Source organism: Salinivibrio sp. VYel1 (assembly GCF_009377945.1).
GTDB lineage: Bacteria > Pseudomonadota > Gammaproteobacteria > Enterobacterales > Vibrionaceae > Salinivibrio > Salinivibrio siamensis.
The window spans coordinates 170,079-187,571 of the sequence record NZ_RSAM01000007.1; the positions used below are offsets into that span (position 1 = coordinate 170,079).

A 17,493-nucleotide genomic window follows, 5' to 3' on the forward strand; every position below is an offset into this window, starting at 1 on the left:
CTTATTCCTTGGCGCTGGCAGTCACATCAAACAAGGTGTAAGCCAGCGTTAAGTGGTTAATATCGTCCGGCAACTCAGGATCCACGTAAAAGATCAGCGGTAAAGAGGCATCCTCGCCACGCGGCAATGGCTGACGGTTAAAACAAAAGCATTCAATTTTGTTTAAGTACTGTGCGGCTAAACCCGGCGAGACCGAAGGCACGGCTTGGCCAATGGTGTCATAGCGTGCGTTGTTCGTTGCGAGATAATTAATCGTGTGGGTCTCACCCGGGTGCACTTTCATCTGGTTGACTTGGGGCTCGAACGTCCAGCGCATCCCCGGGTTGATATAGGCGATAAACTCGATGGTCACCAAGCGGTCTTGGTCAATGCCCGCACTGGATGCGGCCGCCTCGTTATCGGTTTTACCATTGATCCCTGTCACCTCACAGAACACGTCGTACAAAGGCACTAAGGCAAACGCAAAGCCAAACATGGCCACCGCTAACAACAATAATCGACGAGCGGAGCGGGTTGATTTAGTGGCCATCTCGCACCTCCTTGAGATCAGGCGGTGTCTCAAAGGTGTGATACGGTGCGGGCGATGGCACGGTCCATTCTAGCCCTTCGGCGCCATCCCAAGGCTTGGCAGCCGCTGGGGCGCCACCACGCGCGCACTTAACCACGACGACCAAGAAGATGAGTTGCGATAAACCAAAGGCAAAGCCACCGATGCTGACAATGGCGTTCACGTCAGCAAACTGCAAGGCATAATCGGGGATCCGGCGCGGCATCCCCGCCAGTCCCAGAAAGTGCATGGGGAAGAAAAGCACATTGACCGAAATCACCGAGCACCAAAAGTGCCACTTGGCCAAGGTTTCATTAAACATATGGCCCGTCCACTTTGGGAGCCAGTAGTAAGCCGCGGCCATAATCGAGAATACAGCGCCCGAAACCAGCACATAGTGGAAATGTGCGACCACAAAATAGGTGTCGTGATACTGAAAATCGACCGGGGTGATCGCCAGCATCAAGCCAGAAAACCCGCCGATGGTGAACAAGACAATAAAGGCAATCGCAAACAACATGGGCACTTCAAAGGTCAAGGATCCCCGCCACATGGTGGCGACCCAATTAAAGACCTTCACCCCAGTGGGCACAGAGATCAGCATGGTACAGAACATGAAAAATAATTCGGCAAACACCGGCATCCCGGTGGTGAACATATGGTGCGCCCATACTAAAAAGCTTAACCCCGCAATCGAGGCGGTGGCGTATACCATCGAGCTATAGCCGAACAGGCGCTTGCGCGAGAACGCAGGGACGATTGCCGAGATAATTCCAAAGCTTGGCAAAATCATGATGTAGACCTCGGGGTGACCAAAGAACCAGAAAATATGCTGGAACAAAACCGGGTCGCCGCCCCCCGCGGCATCAAAAAAGCTGGTACCAAAGTATTTATCGGTCAGCACCATGGTGGCGGCCCCTGCCAATACCGGCATCACCGCAATCAACAAAAAGGCCGTGATTAGCCAAGTCCAAACAAACAGCGGCATTTTCATGTAGGTCATGCCCGGCGCGCGCATATTGGTGATGGTGACAATCACATTGATGGCGCCCATGATTGAGCTTATCCCCATAATATGCAGGGCAAACACAAACAAGCCGGTACTGTCTGGGCTATAAGTGGTCGACAGCGGCGCGTAAAACGTCCAGCCAAAATTAGGGCCGCCGCCTTCCATAAACAACGAGCCAATAAGCAGTAAGAACGCGAACGGCAGGATCCAAAAGCTCCAGTTATTCATCCGTGGCAGCGCCATGTCCGGCGCTCCTATCATCATTGGCACCATCCAGTTAGCCAAACCAGTAAACGCGGGCATCACCGCGCCAAACACCATGATCAGGCCGTGTACTGTGGTCATTTGGTTGAAAAAGTTAGGCTCAACCAGTTGCAAGCCGGGCTGAAAAAGCTCAGCGCGGATCACCATCGCCATCGCCCCACCCAGTAAAAACATGGTGAAGCTGAAAATCAGATACATGGAGCCAATATCTTTGTGGTTGGTGGTCAACACCCAACGCATGATCCCACGCGGTTTATGGTGATGATCGTCATGCAAGGTATCTGGGGTAGTGTCTGTCATCACGCGCTCCTAAAGATCTTCACCTGACTTCACCGCGTTGATTTGCGCAGCTTGTACGGTATCACCGGTGTCATTGCCCCACGCATTGCGCTCATAGGTCACCACCGCCGCCAATTCTTTGAGCGACAATTGCGGACCAAACGCTTGCATGGCGGTACCTGCTTTGCCGTTGACGACGATATCGATATGGTCGACCAATCTATCCGGCTGAATGGCAATCTCAGCGCCGGCCAACGCGGGGAACACGCCCGGCATCCCTTGTCCTTCGCTTTGGTGACACATGCCACAGCGGCTGTCGTACACTTGTTTGCCTAGCGCCATTAGCTCATCCATCGGCATTTCCATGTCCAGCAAGCGTTGCTCTTCTTCGCGCGCTTTCTGCTGTGCTAGGGCCGTTTTTTGCACCCAAGCATCAAATTCCTCTTGGGGCTTGGCGATCACCACAATCGGCATAAAGCCGTGGTCTTTACCGCACAGCTCTGCACATTGGCCGCGATAAATGCCGGGCTTATCAATTTTGGTCCACGCCTCATTAATAAAACCGGGGTTAGCATCTTTTTTCACCGCAAATGCAGGCACCCACCACGAATGAATCACATCTTGTGAGGTGATTAAAAAGCGCACCTTACGCCCAACTGGCAATACCAGAGGCTGATCGACCTCGAGTAAATAGGTGTCCCGCTTTTGTCTTTCATTGCGGATTTGTTCGGGGCTTGAGGCAAGCAGAGAAAAGAAGGCAACGTCATGGTCAAAATAGCGGTAATGCCACTTCCATTGTGATCCCGTTACCTGCACTGTGAGGTCCGGCTCAGTGGTGTCTTCCATATCGAGTAGCACTTGGGTGGCCGGAATCGCCATACCCACCAAAATTAAAAACGGCACGAGCGTCCACGCAATTTCTACCTTGGTACTTTCATGAAATGAGGCAGGCTTCGCGCCTTTGGATTTACGGTGACGGATGATGGCCCAAAACATCACCCCAAACACCAGTACGCCAATCGCGACACAGATGTAGAAAATGGTCATATGCAGGTCATACACCTGCTGGCTGATGGCCGTCACCCCTTGGGTGAGATTCCAGCCTTCGCGCTCTGTGGCTACTGCACCGCCACTGAACATTGTTAAACTCAGCGCTAGGATTCGTCTTTGGTGCCTCAGCACGGCTCCCTCCTGCCTCACGGCATCAATGCAAAGCCTTACTGCTTGTCGCCACATATCAACGTCGCACGCTGTTATAGCGGTCAGAGTAGTGATATCAGCAAGCCGTCGTTAAGGAAAAACCTCGATACAGCTGGTCACAACCATTAACGTTTTATTTACATTCAATTTAGGAGAGGTTTGCCCAAAGGACAAAAAAACAGAGGGAAAAAAATCGTGATGCCAAGCACATACTGATGCTCAACACAGTAAGCAGGGGGCCGCCATGGCATCAGATTTCGATATGTAGCACCACCGGCGTAAAGCGGAGGCGATAGCGAGGCATCGCGGCCAGTGCACGCTGCCATAGACGCCACCGTGGGCACGGCTTATCGAGCGGAGATTTTTCTTCCACGCGACACGCCCAAGGTAACGCATTAATAATCGCCATTCTGGGGTCGGTGAACCCATGTTGATAGTGCTCACAGCCGAGTTTTTGACCCATTCGGGTATGACATTTATCTCCCGCTAAGACCAAGCAAGCCTCAAGTTGAGGGAAATAACGGCTAATGTGGTGGCAAAAGGCAGAAATTTCTTGGTTAGTGCACTCTAACAAGGCTTGATCGCAAATCAGCATGGTGGGATGACCTGCCGGCACCGCCAACTGCGCCAGCCAATCAAGCTGCTTGACCGAGCCTTGCACCATGCGAAAACGCTCACTGGTATGAAACAAGCGCTCTCGCCAGAGCAGGGTTTCGTCTACGTCCACTTCCAACCAGCGACAGCGGCCGTTATCTAGTCGATAAAAACGGGTATCGAGTCCGCCACCCACGTTAATAATCCAAGCAGTGGGATGCTGGGCTAAGAATTGTTTTACAATCGCGTCACATTGACTGGTAAGCGTGGCATAAAGCAGCTGGGTTTGATCTAGGTTGTGCCAATCGCATTCAGGCTGCAACACGCACCCCTGGCAGGCAGCCGCCGCCATGGGATCATAGATCACGCCGTCGTCAGTCAGGCTCTCACGACTGCGCAGCCACATTGGCTTAAATAGCTTACTGGGAACAGAATGCTGTTGTGTACGCACGGACACCTCCACATACGATAATCACTGATGATAATAATTATCGTTTAACTGAGCAAGAATGCAAAGGTGTTTTTTTAACCGCGTTCCAATGGCGGACACTATCGCCCGCCACGGTCAAGATCACATCCAGTCGGTATTGCGGATCACCCCCACAGCAACGCCTTCAATCGTCAGCGATTGTGCGGTCAAATCCACCGAAATTGGCATAAACTCATCGTTTTCAGCATGAAGTACCACTTGTGCGCCTTTCTTCTCAAGCCGTTTAACCGTCACATCATCATCGACACGGGCAACCACCACCTGACCGTTATGCACATCTTGCGTTTTGTGGACGGCGAGCAAATCACCGTCGAGAATACCAATGTCTTTCATGCTCATGCCATTGACACGAAGTAGGAAGTCAGCATTGGGCTTGAACAGAGCAGGATCGACCTGATAGTGGCTTTCGACGTGCTCTTGCGCCAGTATCGGCTCACCGGCAGCAACACGCCCAATTAAAGGCAGCCCTTGCTCTTCCGGCGTCACCACCTCTTCTTCACTGATCAAACGAATACCACGTGATGCCCCTGGAATGATTTCCAACACACCTTTACGGGCCAAGGCTTTTAAATGCTCCTCTGCGGCATTCGCCGAACGAAAACCCAATTGACGGGCGATTTCGGCACGGGTCGGGGGCATTCCTGTTTCTTCAATGTGGGCTTTAATCAAATCGAAGATTTGTTGCTGTCTCGCGGTTAACGGCTTCATGCTCTTACCTGTCTTTTTATACAGTTAACTGTGAGTATATCCAGTAAAATGCAGCTTGAAAAGCACTAATTAACGCCACGAGAAGCCGATCTCATTATCGCGAATATCGTCGATTACGCGCAGGCTAATGGCAAATCTCGACCTTTGTTTGCAAGTTCGCGGCACTTTTCTGCTATCCTTGGCGCGCATTTTGAATTTGAGGCACTGACAATCATGGCTCTCTGGCAAAAGATTTATTACAAGCTATTGAATTTGCCGCTTTCTGCCTGGGTAAACACCCAATGTATTCCCTCTGAACCGGTCGAACAGCTTAATCTGTCACTCGCACGCCCTATTGTGTATGTGTTGCCGTTTCAGTCTCACACCGATTTATTAACCTTACGGCGCACCTGCTTACGCCAGGGGTTGCCCGATCCGTTAACGCCCTTGACCATTGGCGATGTTACTTTGCCGCGCTACGTGTTTATTAGCCACGGACGCAAGGTGTTTTCTGGGGATGACGATCTGCCTGCGCGCTCGCTCGCGCATTTTAAAGACTTACTTCACTTACACCGCCAAGATAGCGAATTAGATATCCAGCTCGTCCCAGCCTCCGTGCTATGGCAGCGCGATCCGGGCAATGAGACCCAGCGTCACCAAGCGATTCTGCGGGCGATGAATGGACCAGAAAAGCTGTGGACCATCCTCACCCGTGGCCGCGATGGCATGGTGCGACTTAGCCAAGCGGTATCGCTACGCTACATGGCCGATAAGCACGGCACCGACCAGGCTATTGCCCATAAACTGGCGCGCGTGGCGATGATCCATTTCTCACGCCAAAAGCTTGCCGCTTCAGGGCCGCGCTTGCCCAACCGTGGCTTACTGTTTAAGCGGCTGCTTGCGTCGAAAGCCATCGACAAGGTGGTGCACGATGAAGCGCAAACGCGCGATGTGTCAGTAGACAAAGTGCGCAAAGAAGCGGTCGATATGATGGAGGAGATCGCCGCCAACTTTTCCTATCGCTTGATCCGTTACAGTGACCGCATTCTTACTTGGCTGTGGAACAAGCTCTATCAAGGCATTCATGTCAACAACGCCGAGCGTGTGCGTCAACTCGCGCAAGATGGCCACGAGATTGTCTACGTGCCCTGCCACCGCTCGCACATGGATTACCTGCTACTTTCATACGTGTTATACAAAGAGGGCTTGGTACCACCGCATATCGCCGCTGGCGTGAACCTCAACTTCTTCCCGGCCGGCCCCTTATTCCGCCGTGGTGGTGCCTTCTTTATTCGCCGCAGCTTTAAAGGCAATCGCCTGTATTCCACCGTATTCCGTGAGTATCTCGCAGAACTGTTTGCCCGTGGCTACTCGGTCGAGTACTTTGCCGAAGGCGGCCGTTCTCGTACAGGCCGCCTACTGCCAGCGAAAACCGGGATGCTCGCCATGACCCTACAGGCGATGCTTCGCGGCCAACAACGCCCTATTACCTTGGTGCCTGTCTATATCGGCTATGAGCACGTGATGGAGGTCAACACTTACGCCAAAGAGCTCCAAGGCCAGCGCAAAGAGAAAGAAAGCGTCGGCCAAGTATTAGGGATCGTGCGTAAGCTGCGTAACTACGGCTTGGGTTACGTGAACTTTGGTGAACCCATTGCGCTCAACCAACATCTCAATGAGCAAGTGCCTGACTGGCACGATTACATTAACCCGATGGAGCCGCAAAAACCGGCGTGGATGAATCCGGTCGTCAGTGATTTGGCGACCAAGGTAATGACCCATATCAACGATGCCGCCGCGACCAATGCTCTCAACTTGTGCGCCACCGCGTTGCTGGCCTCACGTCAGCGCGCCTTAAGCCGTGAAGCGCTCGAGGCCCAGTTAGGGGTGTATCAAGCCCTGCTGACACAGGCTCCCTACTCGGCGAGCAGCAGTGTGCCTCAAGATTCACCGGCGGATCTGGTCGATCACGCGTTATCACTCAACAAATTGGTGGTCGAAAAAGACACCATGGGTGAAGTCATTTCTTTGGATCGCCAGCAAGCGATCTTGATGACCTACTATCGCAACAATGTCATTCATCTGGTGGCGCTGCCGTCGCTGATCGCGCAAATATTGGTGACCCACAAATCGATTAGCCGATCCGGCTTGCGCGCCTGCGTGCAGCAATTGTACCCCTTGCTCAAAGCGGAACTCTTTATGAGCTTTGACCAAGCGGGCCTTGAAAGCTACTTCGAAGCCTTACTGCACGCAATGCACGACCAGTCGCTGCTGTGCTGTGACGATGGCAAAGTGACCATGAATAATGCCAAGCTCGGTGAGCTGCAATTACTCGGCCGCACCATTGCCGAAACGCTGCAGCGCTACGCGATTACACTCACCTTATTCAGCCACCAGCCGCATATTGATAAGCGTGATTTGGAAAAACACAGCCAGATGCTGGCGCAGCGACTCAGCCGTTTGCATGGGATCAACGCCCCTGAGTTCTTTGACAAGCGAGTGTTCACCATTTTTGTCGACACCTTGCGCGAGCAAGGCTATTTGGACGATGATGCCAAGGCCAATGCAGAGCGTATCGCCGCGCTCAACGATCTGGTATGTGAGTTGATTTCCCCCGAGGTGCAATTGACCATTCAAGCAGTGCTTAATCAGCCATTAGGCACGAATAAGGCGGACAAACGCTAAGCGAAACTGCCCACTCATACAGCCCTCCTGACAAAAAAAAGGCGCTTCACCACGAAGCGCCTTCTCTTTCTTTATCCAAACTCGGCTACCCGTATACACCCAACAATACACCGATAAAAATCACTAGGCCGACATAGTTATTGTTCAAAAAGGCTTTAAAGCACGCCATCCGCTCGCGCTCTCTGGCGAGGTATTGCTGATAGACAAACAATGCAAAGGCGGCCAATAAGCTCCACTGATAGGCTGGCGACAGCGCCAACCACTGCCCGGCGAGCATCAGAAGCCCGAGGGTTAATAATTGTAAGCCACCCACCGTCGCTTTATCCCAGCGGCCAAATAGAATCGCCGTCGATTTGATACCAATTTTCACGTCATCGTCTCTGTCGACCATGGCATACAAGGTGTCGTAAGCGATGGTCCAACAAATATTGGCGAAAAACAGCAACCAAACCACTGGTGGCAGCGCATTTTGCGCCGCCGCAAACGCCATGGGGATCGCCCAGCTAAACGCCAGCCCTAATACTAACTGAGGCAGATGGGTGTAGCGCTTCATAAAAGGATAAATAAACGCCAGCGCGACGCCGACAAAAGAAAGCTGAATGGTCAAACGATTTTGGGTGAGCACCAGCAAAAACGCACCGAATACCAACATAATAAAAAAGCCGAGCGCTTCTTTTTCGCTGATCCGTCCGGCCGGTAAGGGCCTGTCTTTGGTGCGCTTAACATGGCCATCGAAATGGCGATCCGCATAATCGTTAATGACACACCCGGCGGCACGCATCATATATACCCCGAGCACAAAGACCACTAGGGTTAACAGTGACGGCATGCCTTCGGCGGCGAGAAACAAGGCCCATAAGGTTGGCCATAACAGCAATAGCGTGCCTATGGGCCGGTCTAGACGGGCCAGCTGTCCGAAGGCGGCCAGTTTTGCGCTCATGCAGGGATCTCCTTTCCATACACAGGTGAGCTAGGCAGAAATAATTCCGCCACTAGCATGGGGCGATTGTGGAGCCAAAGCCGAGAGCGACGCGCATGCAACTGATGAGACAAGCACGCCACATTAGCAGTTTCAATCGCATCTCGCCGTGAGGCGCGCTGCTTAAAGACATGTTGGCCTAATGGCTCTGTTCCCAAGGCATGCAAGTGTCCCCCTTGTCCTTCTAAGGTGGAGGCCGGCATCAAAGTACGCGCGCACAACCAAGGAAGTCCATCGCCTTTTAATACCACTTCACGCACCACACAAGCCTCTTGGCCAATCAGCGCAACTTCGCTGTCAGTCAGTTTGTCTGGGGTTAATTGATAAACGGCAATCACATCCACGTCAAAGTCATGACAGTGCTGCTTCAACCTTGCTGTCATCGAATGTGATTCGAGTAACCAACTGCCTTCTGCGGTGCGCTTTAGCGCCGCAATATCTGGTCGCTCCCAGCGTGCCGTTTGCAGCGCTTCTAAATAGGTATGATTTAATTCCGACATTGTTTCCTGTGCCACATCGCGCAAAATTCGCCTGTCCTTACCGCTAAGGGGGGGACAATGTTGCTATACTCGGCTGGTAATTGTATCAGGCTGGTTGCGTTTGGAGAATGCGCTCAGCCTATCCCTGTCACACCATGAACGGAATAACTGGGTCACTATGAGTAAAAAACAACCCCTATTAATGGTCGTACTGAGCGTGTTGTTCTGGCTTAGTGCCGCCGTCCATGCACAAGAAGAGGGTGAGGGTAACCCCAAATACAGTTACTTTTCCTTAGAGCCTGAGATTACCACCAACTATGTCACCGAAGGCCGTCGATTAGGTTTTATCAAGGTGAAAGTCGAGTTGATGGTCGATAACCCCAAACTCGTCAGTGAGCTGGAGTATCACTCTCCCCTGATCCGCGATGTGATTATTGAAACCCTAAACCAGCAAACCGCCACCCAGATAAAGTCGTTGTCTGGCCGAGAAACGATTCGCAAAACCTGTTTAGAGAAAGTCAACGAGCACCTACTCGCCGAAACCAATCGCCGCATGCTCACCGACCTGTTATTCACAAAATACTTATATCAATAATCACTCAGCCGTGACGTTAGCGACGGGCTCAGGGTGGCTAATCACCTCAAGGTGGCTTCCCTGTGCGCTCAGCATGTCACGGATCTGAGCTGGTGGCGTTGCGTCAGTAAAGACCATATCCAGCTGGGTTATATTGCCCAAATTCACCATGGCATTGCGGCCAAACTTGGTATGGTCTGCTGCCAGCATCACACAACGACTGTTATCAAGAATGGCTTTTTTGACGCGCACTTCATGGTAGTCAAAGTCGAGTAATGAGCCATCATCATCAATACCACTGATGCCAAGAATGCCAAAGTCGAGCCGAAACTGAGAGACAAAGTCGAGCGTTGCCTCACCGACAATCCCCCCATCGCGATTCCGTACCTCGCCGCCCGCAATAATCACCGTAAAGTCCTGCTTTGGCATTAAGATCGCGGCCGCATTCAAGTTGTTGGTCACCACGCGCAGGTTATGATGGTCTAGTAGCGCACGTGCCACCGCTTCAGGTGTGGTACCAATATCGATAAACAAGGTCGCCCCATCAGGAATATGTTTGACCAAGGCCTGTGCGATGGTGTCTTTTTCTTGCTGCTGAAGCACCTTGCGGGTCGCATACGCGGTATTTTCTGAGCTGGACGGCACCGTCGCGCCACCATGATGACGACGAATGTGGTTCTCTGCCGCCAATTCATTGAGATCGCGTCGAATCGTTTGCGGGCTGACATTGAAGCGCTCAACCAAGTCTTCCGTGCTCACGTATCCTTGTGACTTAACCAGATCAATGATTTGCTGATGACGTTTGTTTTGCTTCACTGCTTCTCCCCTTACAAAAAAAGCCCCCGCGATCACGAGGGCTTCCTAGTTTACGCATAGCCACTAGGCGATGCCAAGACAGATCACTTAGACAGCGTGCACAGCTGTGTCACGACGCACACGATGCTCCCCGACCCATGCCAAACACAGGAAGAAGATAGCCAACCCACACCCGCCGGTGAGCAGCATAAAGCCACCATCCCAGCCAAAGTGGTCGACGGTATAGCCAAGCGCAATGTTCGCGACAACCGCGCCACCCAGATAGCCGAATAAACCGGTCAGGCCGGCCGCGGTGCCCGCCGCTTTTTTCGGTGCCAGCTCCAATGCATACAGGCCAATCAGCATCACCGGCCCGTAAATCAAGAAACCAATCGCCACCAACGCCACCATATCGATGCCCGGGTTGCCGGCTGGGTTAAACCAGTACACCAACACTGCCACGGTCACCAGCACCATAAACAACACACCGGCAGGTGCTCGCGCCCCTTTGAAGAATTTATCAGACATCCAGCCACATAATAAGGTGCCTGGGATCCCCGCCCATTCATAGAGGAAGTAGGCCCAAGAGGATTTATCCACGGTAAAGCCTTTCGCTTCATCAAGATAAACCGGTGCCCAATCGAGTACGCCATAGCGAATCAAATAGACAAAGGCATTGGCAATCGCGATATACCACAGCAAACGGTTCTTCATCACGTAGGTGACGAAGATATCTTTGGCGGTCATCTCTTTTTCAAACGCTTCCTCGTCATAGTTCTCTGGATAATCGTCTTTATACTCCTCAATCGGTGGCAAGCCACACGATTGTGGGGTGTCACGTAGCGTTAACCAGATAAACACCGCGACCAATGCAGCAAAAAATGCAGGTACATAAAAAGACGCACGCCAGTCATCATTAAACAGCCACAAGCCGAGCAAGAATAGCGGCCCAATTAAGCCACCCCCGACGTTATGCGCCACGTTCCAAACCGACACCAGCTCACCACGCTCTTTCCGTGACCACCAGTGCACCATGGTGCGCCCACAGGCAGGCCAGCCCATACCTTGTACCCAACCATTAATAAACAGCAGGATAAACATGATGGTAATGCTGCTGGTTGTCCAAGGAAGGAAACCAAAGCTGAACATCACCAACGATGACATTAACAGCCCAGCACTTAGGAAATAACGTGGGTTTGAGCGGTCAGAGACACTGCCCATTAAGAATTTTGATAAGCCGTAAGCGATGGACACAGCGGCGAGCGCTACCCCCAAATCACCACGGCTAAAGCCATATTCATCAATCAAATACGGCATGGCCAAGCTAAAGTTTTTACGCACGAGATAGTAGCCGGCATAGCCGATAAAAATCCCGATAAACAGTTGCCAGCGCAGTCGAGTGTAGGTGTCACCGATCTGCGCTTGAGGCAATCTTTGCCGGTGAGCAGCCGGACGGAAGATTCCAAACATGAGAGGGTCCTCAGTAAGATGTACGCGATGGATTTATAAAAGGATAAAAATCAAAGAAGTGAGCAATAAATTTTCGTATTCGCTCAACGGGTAGAATAATTACTCAAACTGAAAACCAAAACCGTGAAAGCGAACATAAAAACATAGATCTGACGCAATAAAATTGCGCTTACGAACAAAAAAAGAGCAGTTACCTGCTCTTTTTTCTTTACGCGATAGAGATAATGCGATGTAGACAGAGGCACCGATCCGCTAAGAATGGCGTTTCGCATCCCACAGAGCGAGCAAACAGCCAATGATCAGACCAAATAAATGCGCCATATTGGCGATGTTCATGCCCATCGGCTGGAAAAAGCCAATCACCAACCACGCCAGCATAAAGACAACATATGGCTTTTCGACCGTGAGGCCACGCGATGGCGCCAGCCAAGTCATCCACCATAAATAGCCTAACAGCGCGTAAACCACGCCCGAGAGACCACCAAAGTAAGGCCCTTCCAACCAATACTGACCGAGTCCCGAGAAAAGCGCGGCGAATAAAAAGATTTGAACCAGCTTACTGCTACTGCCGAGGCGCTCGATGCGACCACCAAGTACCCACCACCAGAGTAAGTTGAAGATAATATGCAAAGCGGAAAAATGCAGGAGCGCATGGCTGAATAGACGCCACAGCTGCCAGCGCTGACCACTATCAGCCGGAAACAGTAAGCTGCGTACGACAACCTCAAACCCGCCCAGCGTCATCAACGCAAACAACACCACACTGGCGCACATCACCGCCAAGGTCACCGGACCAGATTTATCTTTGACCGTTTGCCATAACCCTGAAGAGGGGTAGTGAAAACGGGCATGGCGGGTTTCTGCCACCTGCCAAGACGCCGCTTGATAACGGCTATGCATGGGGTCAGCGATAAACCGCTCCAGCTCGCTATCCACCCAGGCTTTATCGTTGTCGTTCACCAACCAAATCGCTACCTGCGTTTCCGGCTCAGGGGCGAGTTCAAGAGCGACGTGATGCGCTGCCGCATAATCGACAAACGCCTGAGCCAAGCGCGCATTTGGCAGTACCGCGATTTTTTGCATGAGCTGTCCTATTGAGGCCCCTATTTAAGATCGATACCCGACGCGGTGGGAAGGGCTTGACGTTGCCAGGCTTCAAACCCGCCATCGACACTATATACCGCATCGAAGCCTTGATTGATCAAGTACTGCGCCGCGCCTTGGCTGCTGATCCCGTGATAACACATCACCAGCACCGGCTGATCAAAGTCAACCTGATCCATAAACGCCACCAAGGTATCGTTCGTTAGGTGATACGCATCTTGAGGATGCGCAACCTGAAACGTTTGTGGATCGCGAATATCCACCAATACTGCATTTTGCTGATCATCACGCAGCATTTCCCACGCATCGGTCACAGAGATGTGTGCAAACTGATCCATACCTTTTACCCCTTCACTCACAAAGTTATTCCCAGCTGACGTCACACGAGGATAACGTGCTCCTCGAAACAAGTCCGCATTGTACCTGAGTTTGATCTCACACGTCTGCTTCCCCCCGCCAACAGTGTTCGTTTTTTAGTCGACTGTGGAAAAAGGTGTGGATTGCGTTGATAAGCGATGATCGTTATACCGGATCCACTATATGTAGTAAGGATCCAGGATAAGCTGTGAATAACCTCTTCAACACTTTTCTTTTTCCCTGACAACAGGCATAAAAAAACCGGCCTCATGGCCGGTTCAGCTTTGATCGAAGACGATCTTACAGCGCATCACCCATTGCTTGTTTAAGCTTTTTCATCGCGTTCTTCTCTAGCTGACGGATCCGCTCCGCCGACACTTGATAATGATCCGCGAGATCTTGCAACGTGGCTTTGTTGTCGTCTAACCAACGAGAACGGACAATATGTTGGCTGCGCTCATCCAATGCGGATAGCGCACTGGCCAATCGGCGGTTTGCGTGCGACTCCCAGTTTTCCGCCTCTAGCGACGCGGCAATATCTGAGGTTTTGTCCTCCAGATAATAGACAGGGGCCATTGGACCGCTTTCGCGCTCATCGTCGGCATTCGCCGGCGCTTCAAAGGTCGCATCCTGTGCGGCCAACCGAGCTTCCATTTCGCGCACCTCAGACGCTTCCACGCCGAGTTGCTCTGCGACCATATTCACTTCGTCGTTATTAAACCAACCCAAGCGCTTTTTGTTTTTACGCAAGTTAAAGAAAAGCTTACGCTGCGCTTTGGTGGTTGCCACTTTAACGATACGCCAGTTACGCAATACGTACTCGTGAATTTCAGCTTTGATCCAATGGACAGCAAAGGACACGAGGCGCACGCCAACTTCTGGGTTGAAGCGCTTCACCGCCTTCATCAAACCAATGTTGCCTTCTTGTACCAAGTCTGCCATCGGGAGACCGTATCCGGTGTATCCACGGGCGATATGAACAACAAAACGCAAGTGAGATAGGATCAGCGACTTCGCCGCCTCCAGATCACCATGATAATGGAGACGCTCGGCCAGCGAATGCTCCTCTTCAGCGCTGAGCATAGGGTGGCTGTTTACCGCTTGCAGATAACCGTCGATGTTATCTTGAACAATCGGTGCCAATGCGTTCATCTCTTTTGTCATTCAAACCTCGTTTCCGAATCGTCGAAGACCGAATTGCTGATTAAGCATGCAAAAATATACCCAAGCAGGGGCAAACTGCAAGCCTTTATCTGTCTGTTGTGAGTCTATGACCGTATTAACCCTACACAGGTTCAATTTCTTTTAAATGTCGGCGCGTCGCCAGCAACGCCGCCAACACTCCTAGTAGGATTGAGCCCATTAACAATAGCAAAGATTCATCCCAATTGAGTCCGCTAAGGGTAAAGGGACTGTCATAAAGCTGTGCAAATTGCCGCACCGCCCCATCCATCAACCAGGTGTTTAGTCCGGTGAGTAACCACGCGACGATCGCCGCCAGTCCGCCCAACCATGCGCCCATATAAAGATAAGGCCGTAAGATAAAACGGTCGGTCGCTCCTACCATTTTCATCACTTGGATCCGTGCACGATGATGGAGTACCTGCAACCGCAAGGTATTCCCCACAAGTAGCACGACAGCTGCCAACATCAACCCGGAAAAAAGCCAAGCAAGCGTAATGGCCAGTGTTTTGATCGCGTCCAACCGTGCCAGCCAATCAGTATCTAACCGCACTTCCTCGACTTCAGCCAGTGCCGAAAGCTTGTCGGACAAGGCTTCCACACGCGCGGTCAAAGAGATGGCGTCTTCTCCATCTGCGGGGGTCACGTCAGGCACCACCACCAACACAGCAGGCAGTGGATTATTATCTAACAAGCTCACCGCTTGATTAAAGCCTCGCTGCTGTTTTAGCGACGCCATACCTTGGTCGGGCGAGATGTATTCAATGCTATCAATGGCGGGCCACTCCCTCAGCTGCTTAGCCAGTGCTTCACCTTGCTGCGACGATTGATCCGGCGTTAAGAACACATTGAGTTCAGCAGGGCTATGCCACTGCGCGCTCACTGCTACCACATTCTTGGCCAATAAGTAGAAGGTCGCGGGTAAGGAAAGTGCAACCGCTAACACCATCAAGGTGAGTAGATTCCCCATCGGGCGTTGAAACAGATCCCGCCAAGCAGTGGAGGCATGACGCTTTTGCGTCTGCATAAAAGATTCAGCCATGACTGACCTCCGCCAAACTGCCTTGCTGGAGATCAAACCGCCTAAGGTGGCGGTACTGCTCAAGCAAGCTGGTGTCATGGGTCGCCATAAGAATGGTCACGCCCACTTGGTTGAACAGGCGAAACAGCTCCATAATCTGCGCTGACAAAGCGGCATCGAGATTCCCCGTTGGCTCGTCCGCCAACAGGACTTGCGGGCGATTGACCACCGCCCGGGCAATCCCAACGCGCTGCTGCTCCCCGCCTGATAATTGAATCGGGAAACAACGCGCTTTATCCAACAGCCCCACTTTATCTAACGCCGCAGACACGCGTTTTTTGATTTCACCTTCTGGCTGCTGTTCAATACGCAGCGGTAACGCCACATTCTCGTAGACAGTCGCGTCCATCAGCAGGTTATGATCCTGAAAAATAATCCCTAAATGGCGCCGTAGAAACGGAATGTCTTGGCGCGGAATGCGGGAAATATCATGGCCATTGAAGTAAATCTGCCCATCACTGGGGCGTTCAATGGCGCAGATCAGTTTCAGCAGCGTACTTTTCCCGGCGCCAGAATGGCCGGTTAACAACGCCATATCCCCTTTGGGAAGCTCAAAGCTGACTTTTTGCAGCGCCTGACGGCCACCCCGATAGGCTTTGCTTACCTGCTGAAACTGAATCACGGTTATTCCTCCCGGCTAAAGAGCGCCTCGATAAAGTCGTTGGCGTTAAAGGTGCGTAAATCTTCAATGCCTTCACCGACACCAATATAGCGAATCGGAATATTAAATTGTTCTGCCACAGCAAAAATAACCCCGCCTTTGGCAGTGCCGTCTAATTTTGTCAGCGTAATCCCCGTTATCGGTGCAATTTCATTGAACAATTTCGCTTGGCTAATGGCGTTTTGCCCGGTACCGGCATCCAGTGTCAGCATCACTTCATGTGGCGCCCCCACATCCAGCTTTTGCATCACGCGCACAATCTTGCGCAGCTCTTCCATCAAGTTGGCTTTGTTCTGCAAGCGCCCGGCGGTATCCGCAATCACCACATCGACGTTACGCGCTTTGGCCGCTTCAATCGCGTCATACAGCACGGAGGCACTGTCTGCGCCGGTGTGTTGGGCAATCACAGGCACCTGATTGCGTTCGCCCCAAGCTTGCAGCTGCTCGACCGCGGCCGCACGGAAGGTATCACCGGCAGCCAGCATCACAGATTTACCTTGATCTTGGAACTGGCGTGCTAATTTGCCGATGGTGGTCGTCTTGCCCACCCCGTTGACCCCGACCATTAAGATCACGTAAGGCTTTTGGTCAGTCAGCACCAACGGTTGCTCGACCTTTTCCAGCATCTGCGCCATTTCTTGTTTAAGAATGCCATACAAGGCTTCGCCATCTTTCAGCTCGCGGCGACTGGCTTTATCGGTCAGGTTATCGATGATTTTAGTGGTCGCTTCCATCCCCACATCGGAGATAAGCAGCTGCTCTTCGAGCTCCTCGAATAAGTCATCATCGATTTTCTTACCGCTAAACAGGCCAAAAAATCCAGAACCTAAGTTGGTTTTGGTTTTTTGCAGGCCACGCTTTAGGCGGGCAAAAAAGCCTTCACGTTGCGGTCTGTCACGCTCGCGAACCGCAGCAGATTGTGGCTCTGACTCTGGCTCTGGCTCTGGCTCTGGCTCTGGCTCTGGCTCTGGCTCTGGCTCTGGCTCTGGCTCTGGCTCTGGCTCTGGCTCTGGCTCTGGCTCTGGCTCTGGCTCTGGCTCTGGCTCTGGCTCTGGC

At 52.0% G+C, this 17,493-nt stretch carries 17 protein-coding genes; 2 read left to right on the forward strand and 15 right to left on the reverse strand.

Annotated features, from left to right (window positions below):
• Window position 1: 1 nt before the first annotated feature.
• The 5 genes from EHW58_RS08805 to lexA form a co-directional block, all read right to left on the reverse strand.
• Window positions 2-529 carry a cytochrome c oxidase assembly protein gene (locus EHW58_RS08805; protein ID WP_046074642.1) on the reverse strand — a complete coding sequence of 176 codons (528 nt, stop codon included), beginning with the start codon at window positions 527-529 and terminating at the stop codon, window positions 2-4.
• A complete protein-coding gene (ctaD, locus tag EHW58_RS08810) occupies window positions 519-2,120 on the reverse strand; it encodes a cytochrome c oxidase subunit I (RefSeq protein WP_077578180.1) in 1,602 nt (533 codons plus the stop codon). The genes EHW58_RS08805 and ctaD overlap by 11 nt, the downstream gene beginning before the upstream one ends.
• A gap of 9 nt (window positions 2,121-2,129) precedes the next feature.
• On the reverse strand, window positions 2,130-3,239 hold the full coding sequence (gene coxB / locus EHW58_RS08815) for a cytochrome c oxidase subunit II (protein WP_046074640.1): 1,110 nt from the start codon (window positions 3,237-3,239) through the stop codon (window positions 2,130-2,132).
• Between the two features lie 310 nt (window positions 3,240-3,549).
• Window positions 3,550-4,344: a class I SAM-dependent methyltransferase gene (locus EHW58_RS08820; RefSeq protein ID WP_327294138.1), complete on the reverse strand. Its 795-nt coding sequence runs from the start codon at window positions 4,342-4,344 to the stop codon at window positions 3,550-3,552.
• A 120-nt stretch (window positions 4,345-4,464) separates the two neighbouring features.
• Window positions 4,465-5,091 (reverse strand): transcriptional repressor LexA, encoded by a 627-nt coding sequence (lexA, locus tag EHW58_RS08825; RefSeq protein WP_077456800.1) that lies wholly within the window; start codon window positions 5,089-5,091, stop codon window positions 4,465-4,467.
• A 213-nt stretch (window positions 5,092-5,304) separates the two neighbouring features.
• Between lexA and plsB the strand changes: the two genes are divergently transcribed.
• On the forward strand, window positions 5,305-7,755 hold the full coding sequence (plsB, locus tag EHW58_RS08830) for a glycerol-3-phosphate 1-O-acyltransferase PlsB (protein ID WP_077606767.1): 2,451 nt from the start codon (window positions 5,305-5,307) through the stop codon (window positions 7,753-7,755).
• A gap of 85 nt (window positions 7,756-7,840) precedes the next feature.
• On the opposite strand, the gene ubiA is transcribed toward plsB, so the two are convergent.
• Together ubiA and EHW58_RS08840 are read right to left on the reverse strand one after the other, a co-directional pair.
• Window positions 7,841-8,695, reverse strand: a complete 855-nt coding sequence (gene ubiA / locus EHW58_RS08835) for a 4-hydroxybenzoate octaprenyltransferase (protein WP_152795976.1) — start codon at window positions 8,693-8,695, stop codon at window positions 7,841-7,843.
• Entirely contained in the window at window positions 8,692-9,234 is a 543-nt protein-coding gene (locus tag EHW58_RS08840; RefSeq protein WP_046074636.1) for a chorismate lyase, read from the reverse strand. Before EHW58_RS08840 ends, ubiA begins: the two co-directional genes overlap by 4 nt.
• Before the next feature lie 157 nt (window positions 9,235-9,391).
• Between EHW58_RS08840 and EHW58_RS08845 the strand changes: the two genes are divergently transcribed.
• Window positions 9,392-9,808 (forward strand): flagellar basal body-associated protein FliL, encoded by a 417-nt coding sequence (locus EHW58_RS08845; RefSeq protein WP_046074635.1) that lies wholly within the window; start codon window positions 9,392-9,394, stop codon window positions 9,806-9,808.
• Here the strand turns inward: EHW58_RS08845 and EHW58_RS08850 are convergent, their stop codons facing one another.
• From EHW58_RS08850 to ftsY, 8 genes are all read right to left on the reverse strand, one after another.
• Window positions 9,809-10,603: a DeoR/GlpR family transcriptional regulator gene (locus tag EHW58_RS08850; RefSeq protein WP_046074811.1), complete on the reverse strand. Its 795-nt coding sequence runs from the start codon at window positions 10,601-10,603 to the stop codon at window positions 9,809-9,811.
• Window positions 10,604-10,690: 87 nt separating this feature from the next.
• Window positions 10,691-12,052, reverse strand: coding sequence for a glycerol-3-phosphate transporter (gene glpT / locus EHW58_RS08855; RefSeq protein ID WP_046074634.1), 1,362 nt, complete (start codon window positions 12,050-12,052; stop codon window positions 10,691-10,693).
• A 252-nt stretch (window positions 12,053-12,304) separates the two neighbouring features.
• Entirely contained in the window at window positions 12,305-13,135 is an 831-nt protein-coding gene (gene glpG, locus EHW58_RS08860) for a rhomboid family intramembrane serine protease GlpG (protein ID WP_152795978.1), read from the reverse strand.
• A 20-nt stretch (window positions 13,136-13,155) separates the two neighbouring features.
• Window positions 13,156-13,494 (reverse strand): thiosulfate sulfurtransferase GlpE, encoded by a 339-nt coding sequence (glpE, locus tag EHW58_RS08865; protein WP_046074632.1) that lies wholly within the window; start codon window positions 13,492-13,494, stop codon window positions 13,156-13,158.
• A gap of 319 nt (window positions 13,495-13,813) precedes the next feature.
• A complete protein-coding gene (gene rpoH / locus EHW58_RS08870; RefSeq protein WP_369795704.1) occupies window positions 13,814-14,665 on the reverse strand; it encodes an RNA polymerase sigma factor RpoH in 852 nt (283 codons plus the stop codon).
• Between the two features lie 133 nt (window positions 14,666-14,798).
• A complete protein-coding gene (gene ftsX / locus EHW58_RS08875; protein ID WP_077456812.1) occupies window positions 14,799-15,737 on the reverse strand; it encodes a permease-like cell division protein FtsX in 939 nt (312 codons plus the stop codon).
• Window positions 15,730-16,398, reverse strand: a complete 669-nt coding sequence (gene ftsE / locus EHW58_RS08880; protein ID WP_046074629.1) for a cell division ATP-binding protein FtsE — start codon at window positions 16,396-16,398, stop codon at window positions 15,730-15,732. Before ftsE ends, ftsX begins: the two co-directional genes overlap by 8 nt.
• Window positions 16,399-16,400: 2 nt before the next feature.
• On the reverse strand, window positions 16,401-17,493 hold a 1,093-nt coding region (gene ftsY / locus EHW58_RS08885), incomplete at its 5' end, for a signal recognition particle-docking protein FtsY (RefSeq protein WP_152795980.1).

Coding starts and splice junctions, on each gene's coding strand:
- ctaD (WP_077578180.1), bottom strand. CDS start 2,120: ATGACAGACACTACCCCAGATACCTTGCATGACGATCATCACCATAAA.
- lexA (WP_077456800.1), bottom strand. CDS start 5,091: ATGAAGCCGTTAACCGCGAGACAGCAACAAATCTTCGATTTGATTAAA.
- EHW58_RS08840 (WP_046074636.1), bottom strand. CDS start 9,234: ATGTCGGAATTAAATCATACCTATTTAGAAGCGCTGCAAACGGCACGC.
- ftsX (WP_077456812.1), bottom strand. CDS start 15,737: ATGGCTGAATCTTTTATGCAGACGCAAAAGCGTCATGCCTCCACTGCT.
- glpT (WP_046074634.1), bottom strand. CDS start 12,052: ATGTTTGGAATCTTCCGTCCGGCTGCTCACCGGCAAAGATTGCCTCAA.
- glpG (WP_152795978.1), bottom strand. CDS start 13,135: ATGCAAAAAATCGCGGTACTGCCAAATGCGCGCTTGGCTCAGGCGTTT.
- EHW58_RS08805 (WP_046074642.1), bottom strand. CDS start 529: ATGGCCACTAAATCAACCCGCTCCGCTCGTCGATTATTGTTGTTAGCG.
- plsB (WP_077606767.1), top strand. CDS start 5,305: ATGGCTCTCTGGCAAAAGATTTATTACAAGCTATTGAATTTGCCGCTT.
- EHW58_RS08845 (WP_046074635.1), top strand. CDS start 9,392: ATGAGTAAAAAACAACCCCTATTAATGGTCGTACTGAGCGTGTTGTTC.
- coxB (WP_046074640.1), bottom strand. CDS start 3,239: ATGTTCAGTGGCGGTGCAGTAGCCACAGAGCGCGAAGGCTGGAATCTC.
- rpoH (WP_369795704.1), bottom strand. CDS start 14,665: ATGAACGCATTGGCACCGATTGTTCAAGATAACATCGACGGTTATCTG.
- ubiA (WP_152795976.1), bottom strand. CDS start 8,695: ATGAGCGCAAAACTGGCCGCCTTCGGACAGCTGGCCCGTCTAGACCGG.
- glpE (WP_046074632.1), bottom strand. CDS start 13,494: ATGGATCAGTTTGCACACATCTCTGTGACCGATGCGTGGGAAATGCTG.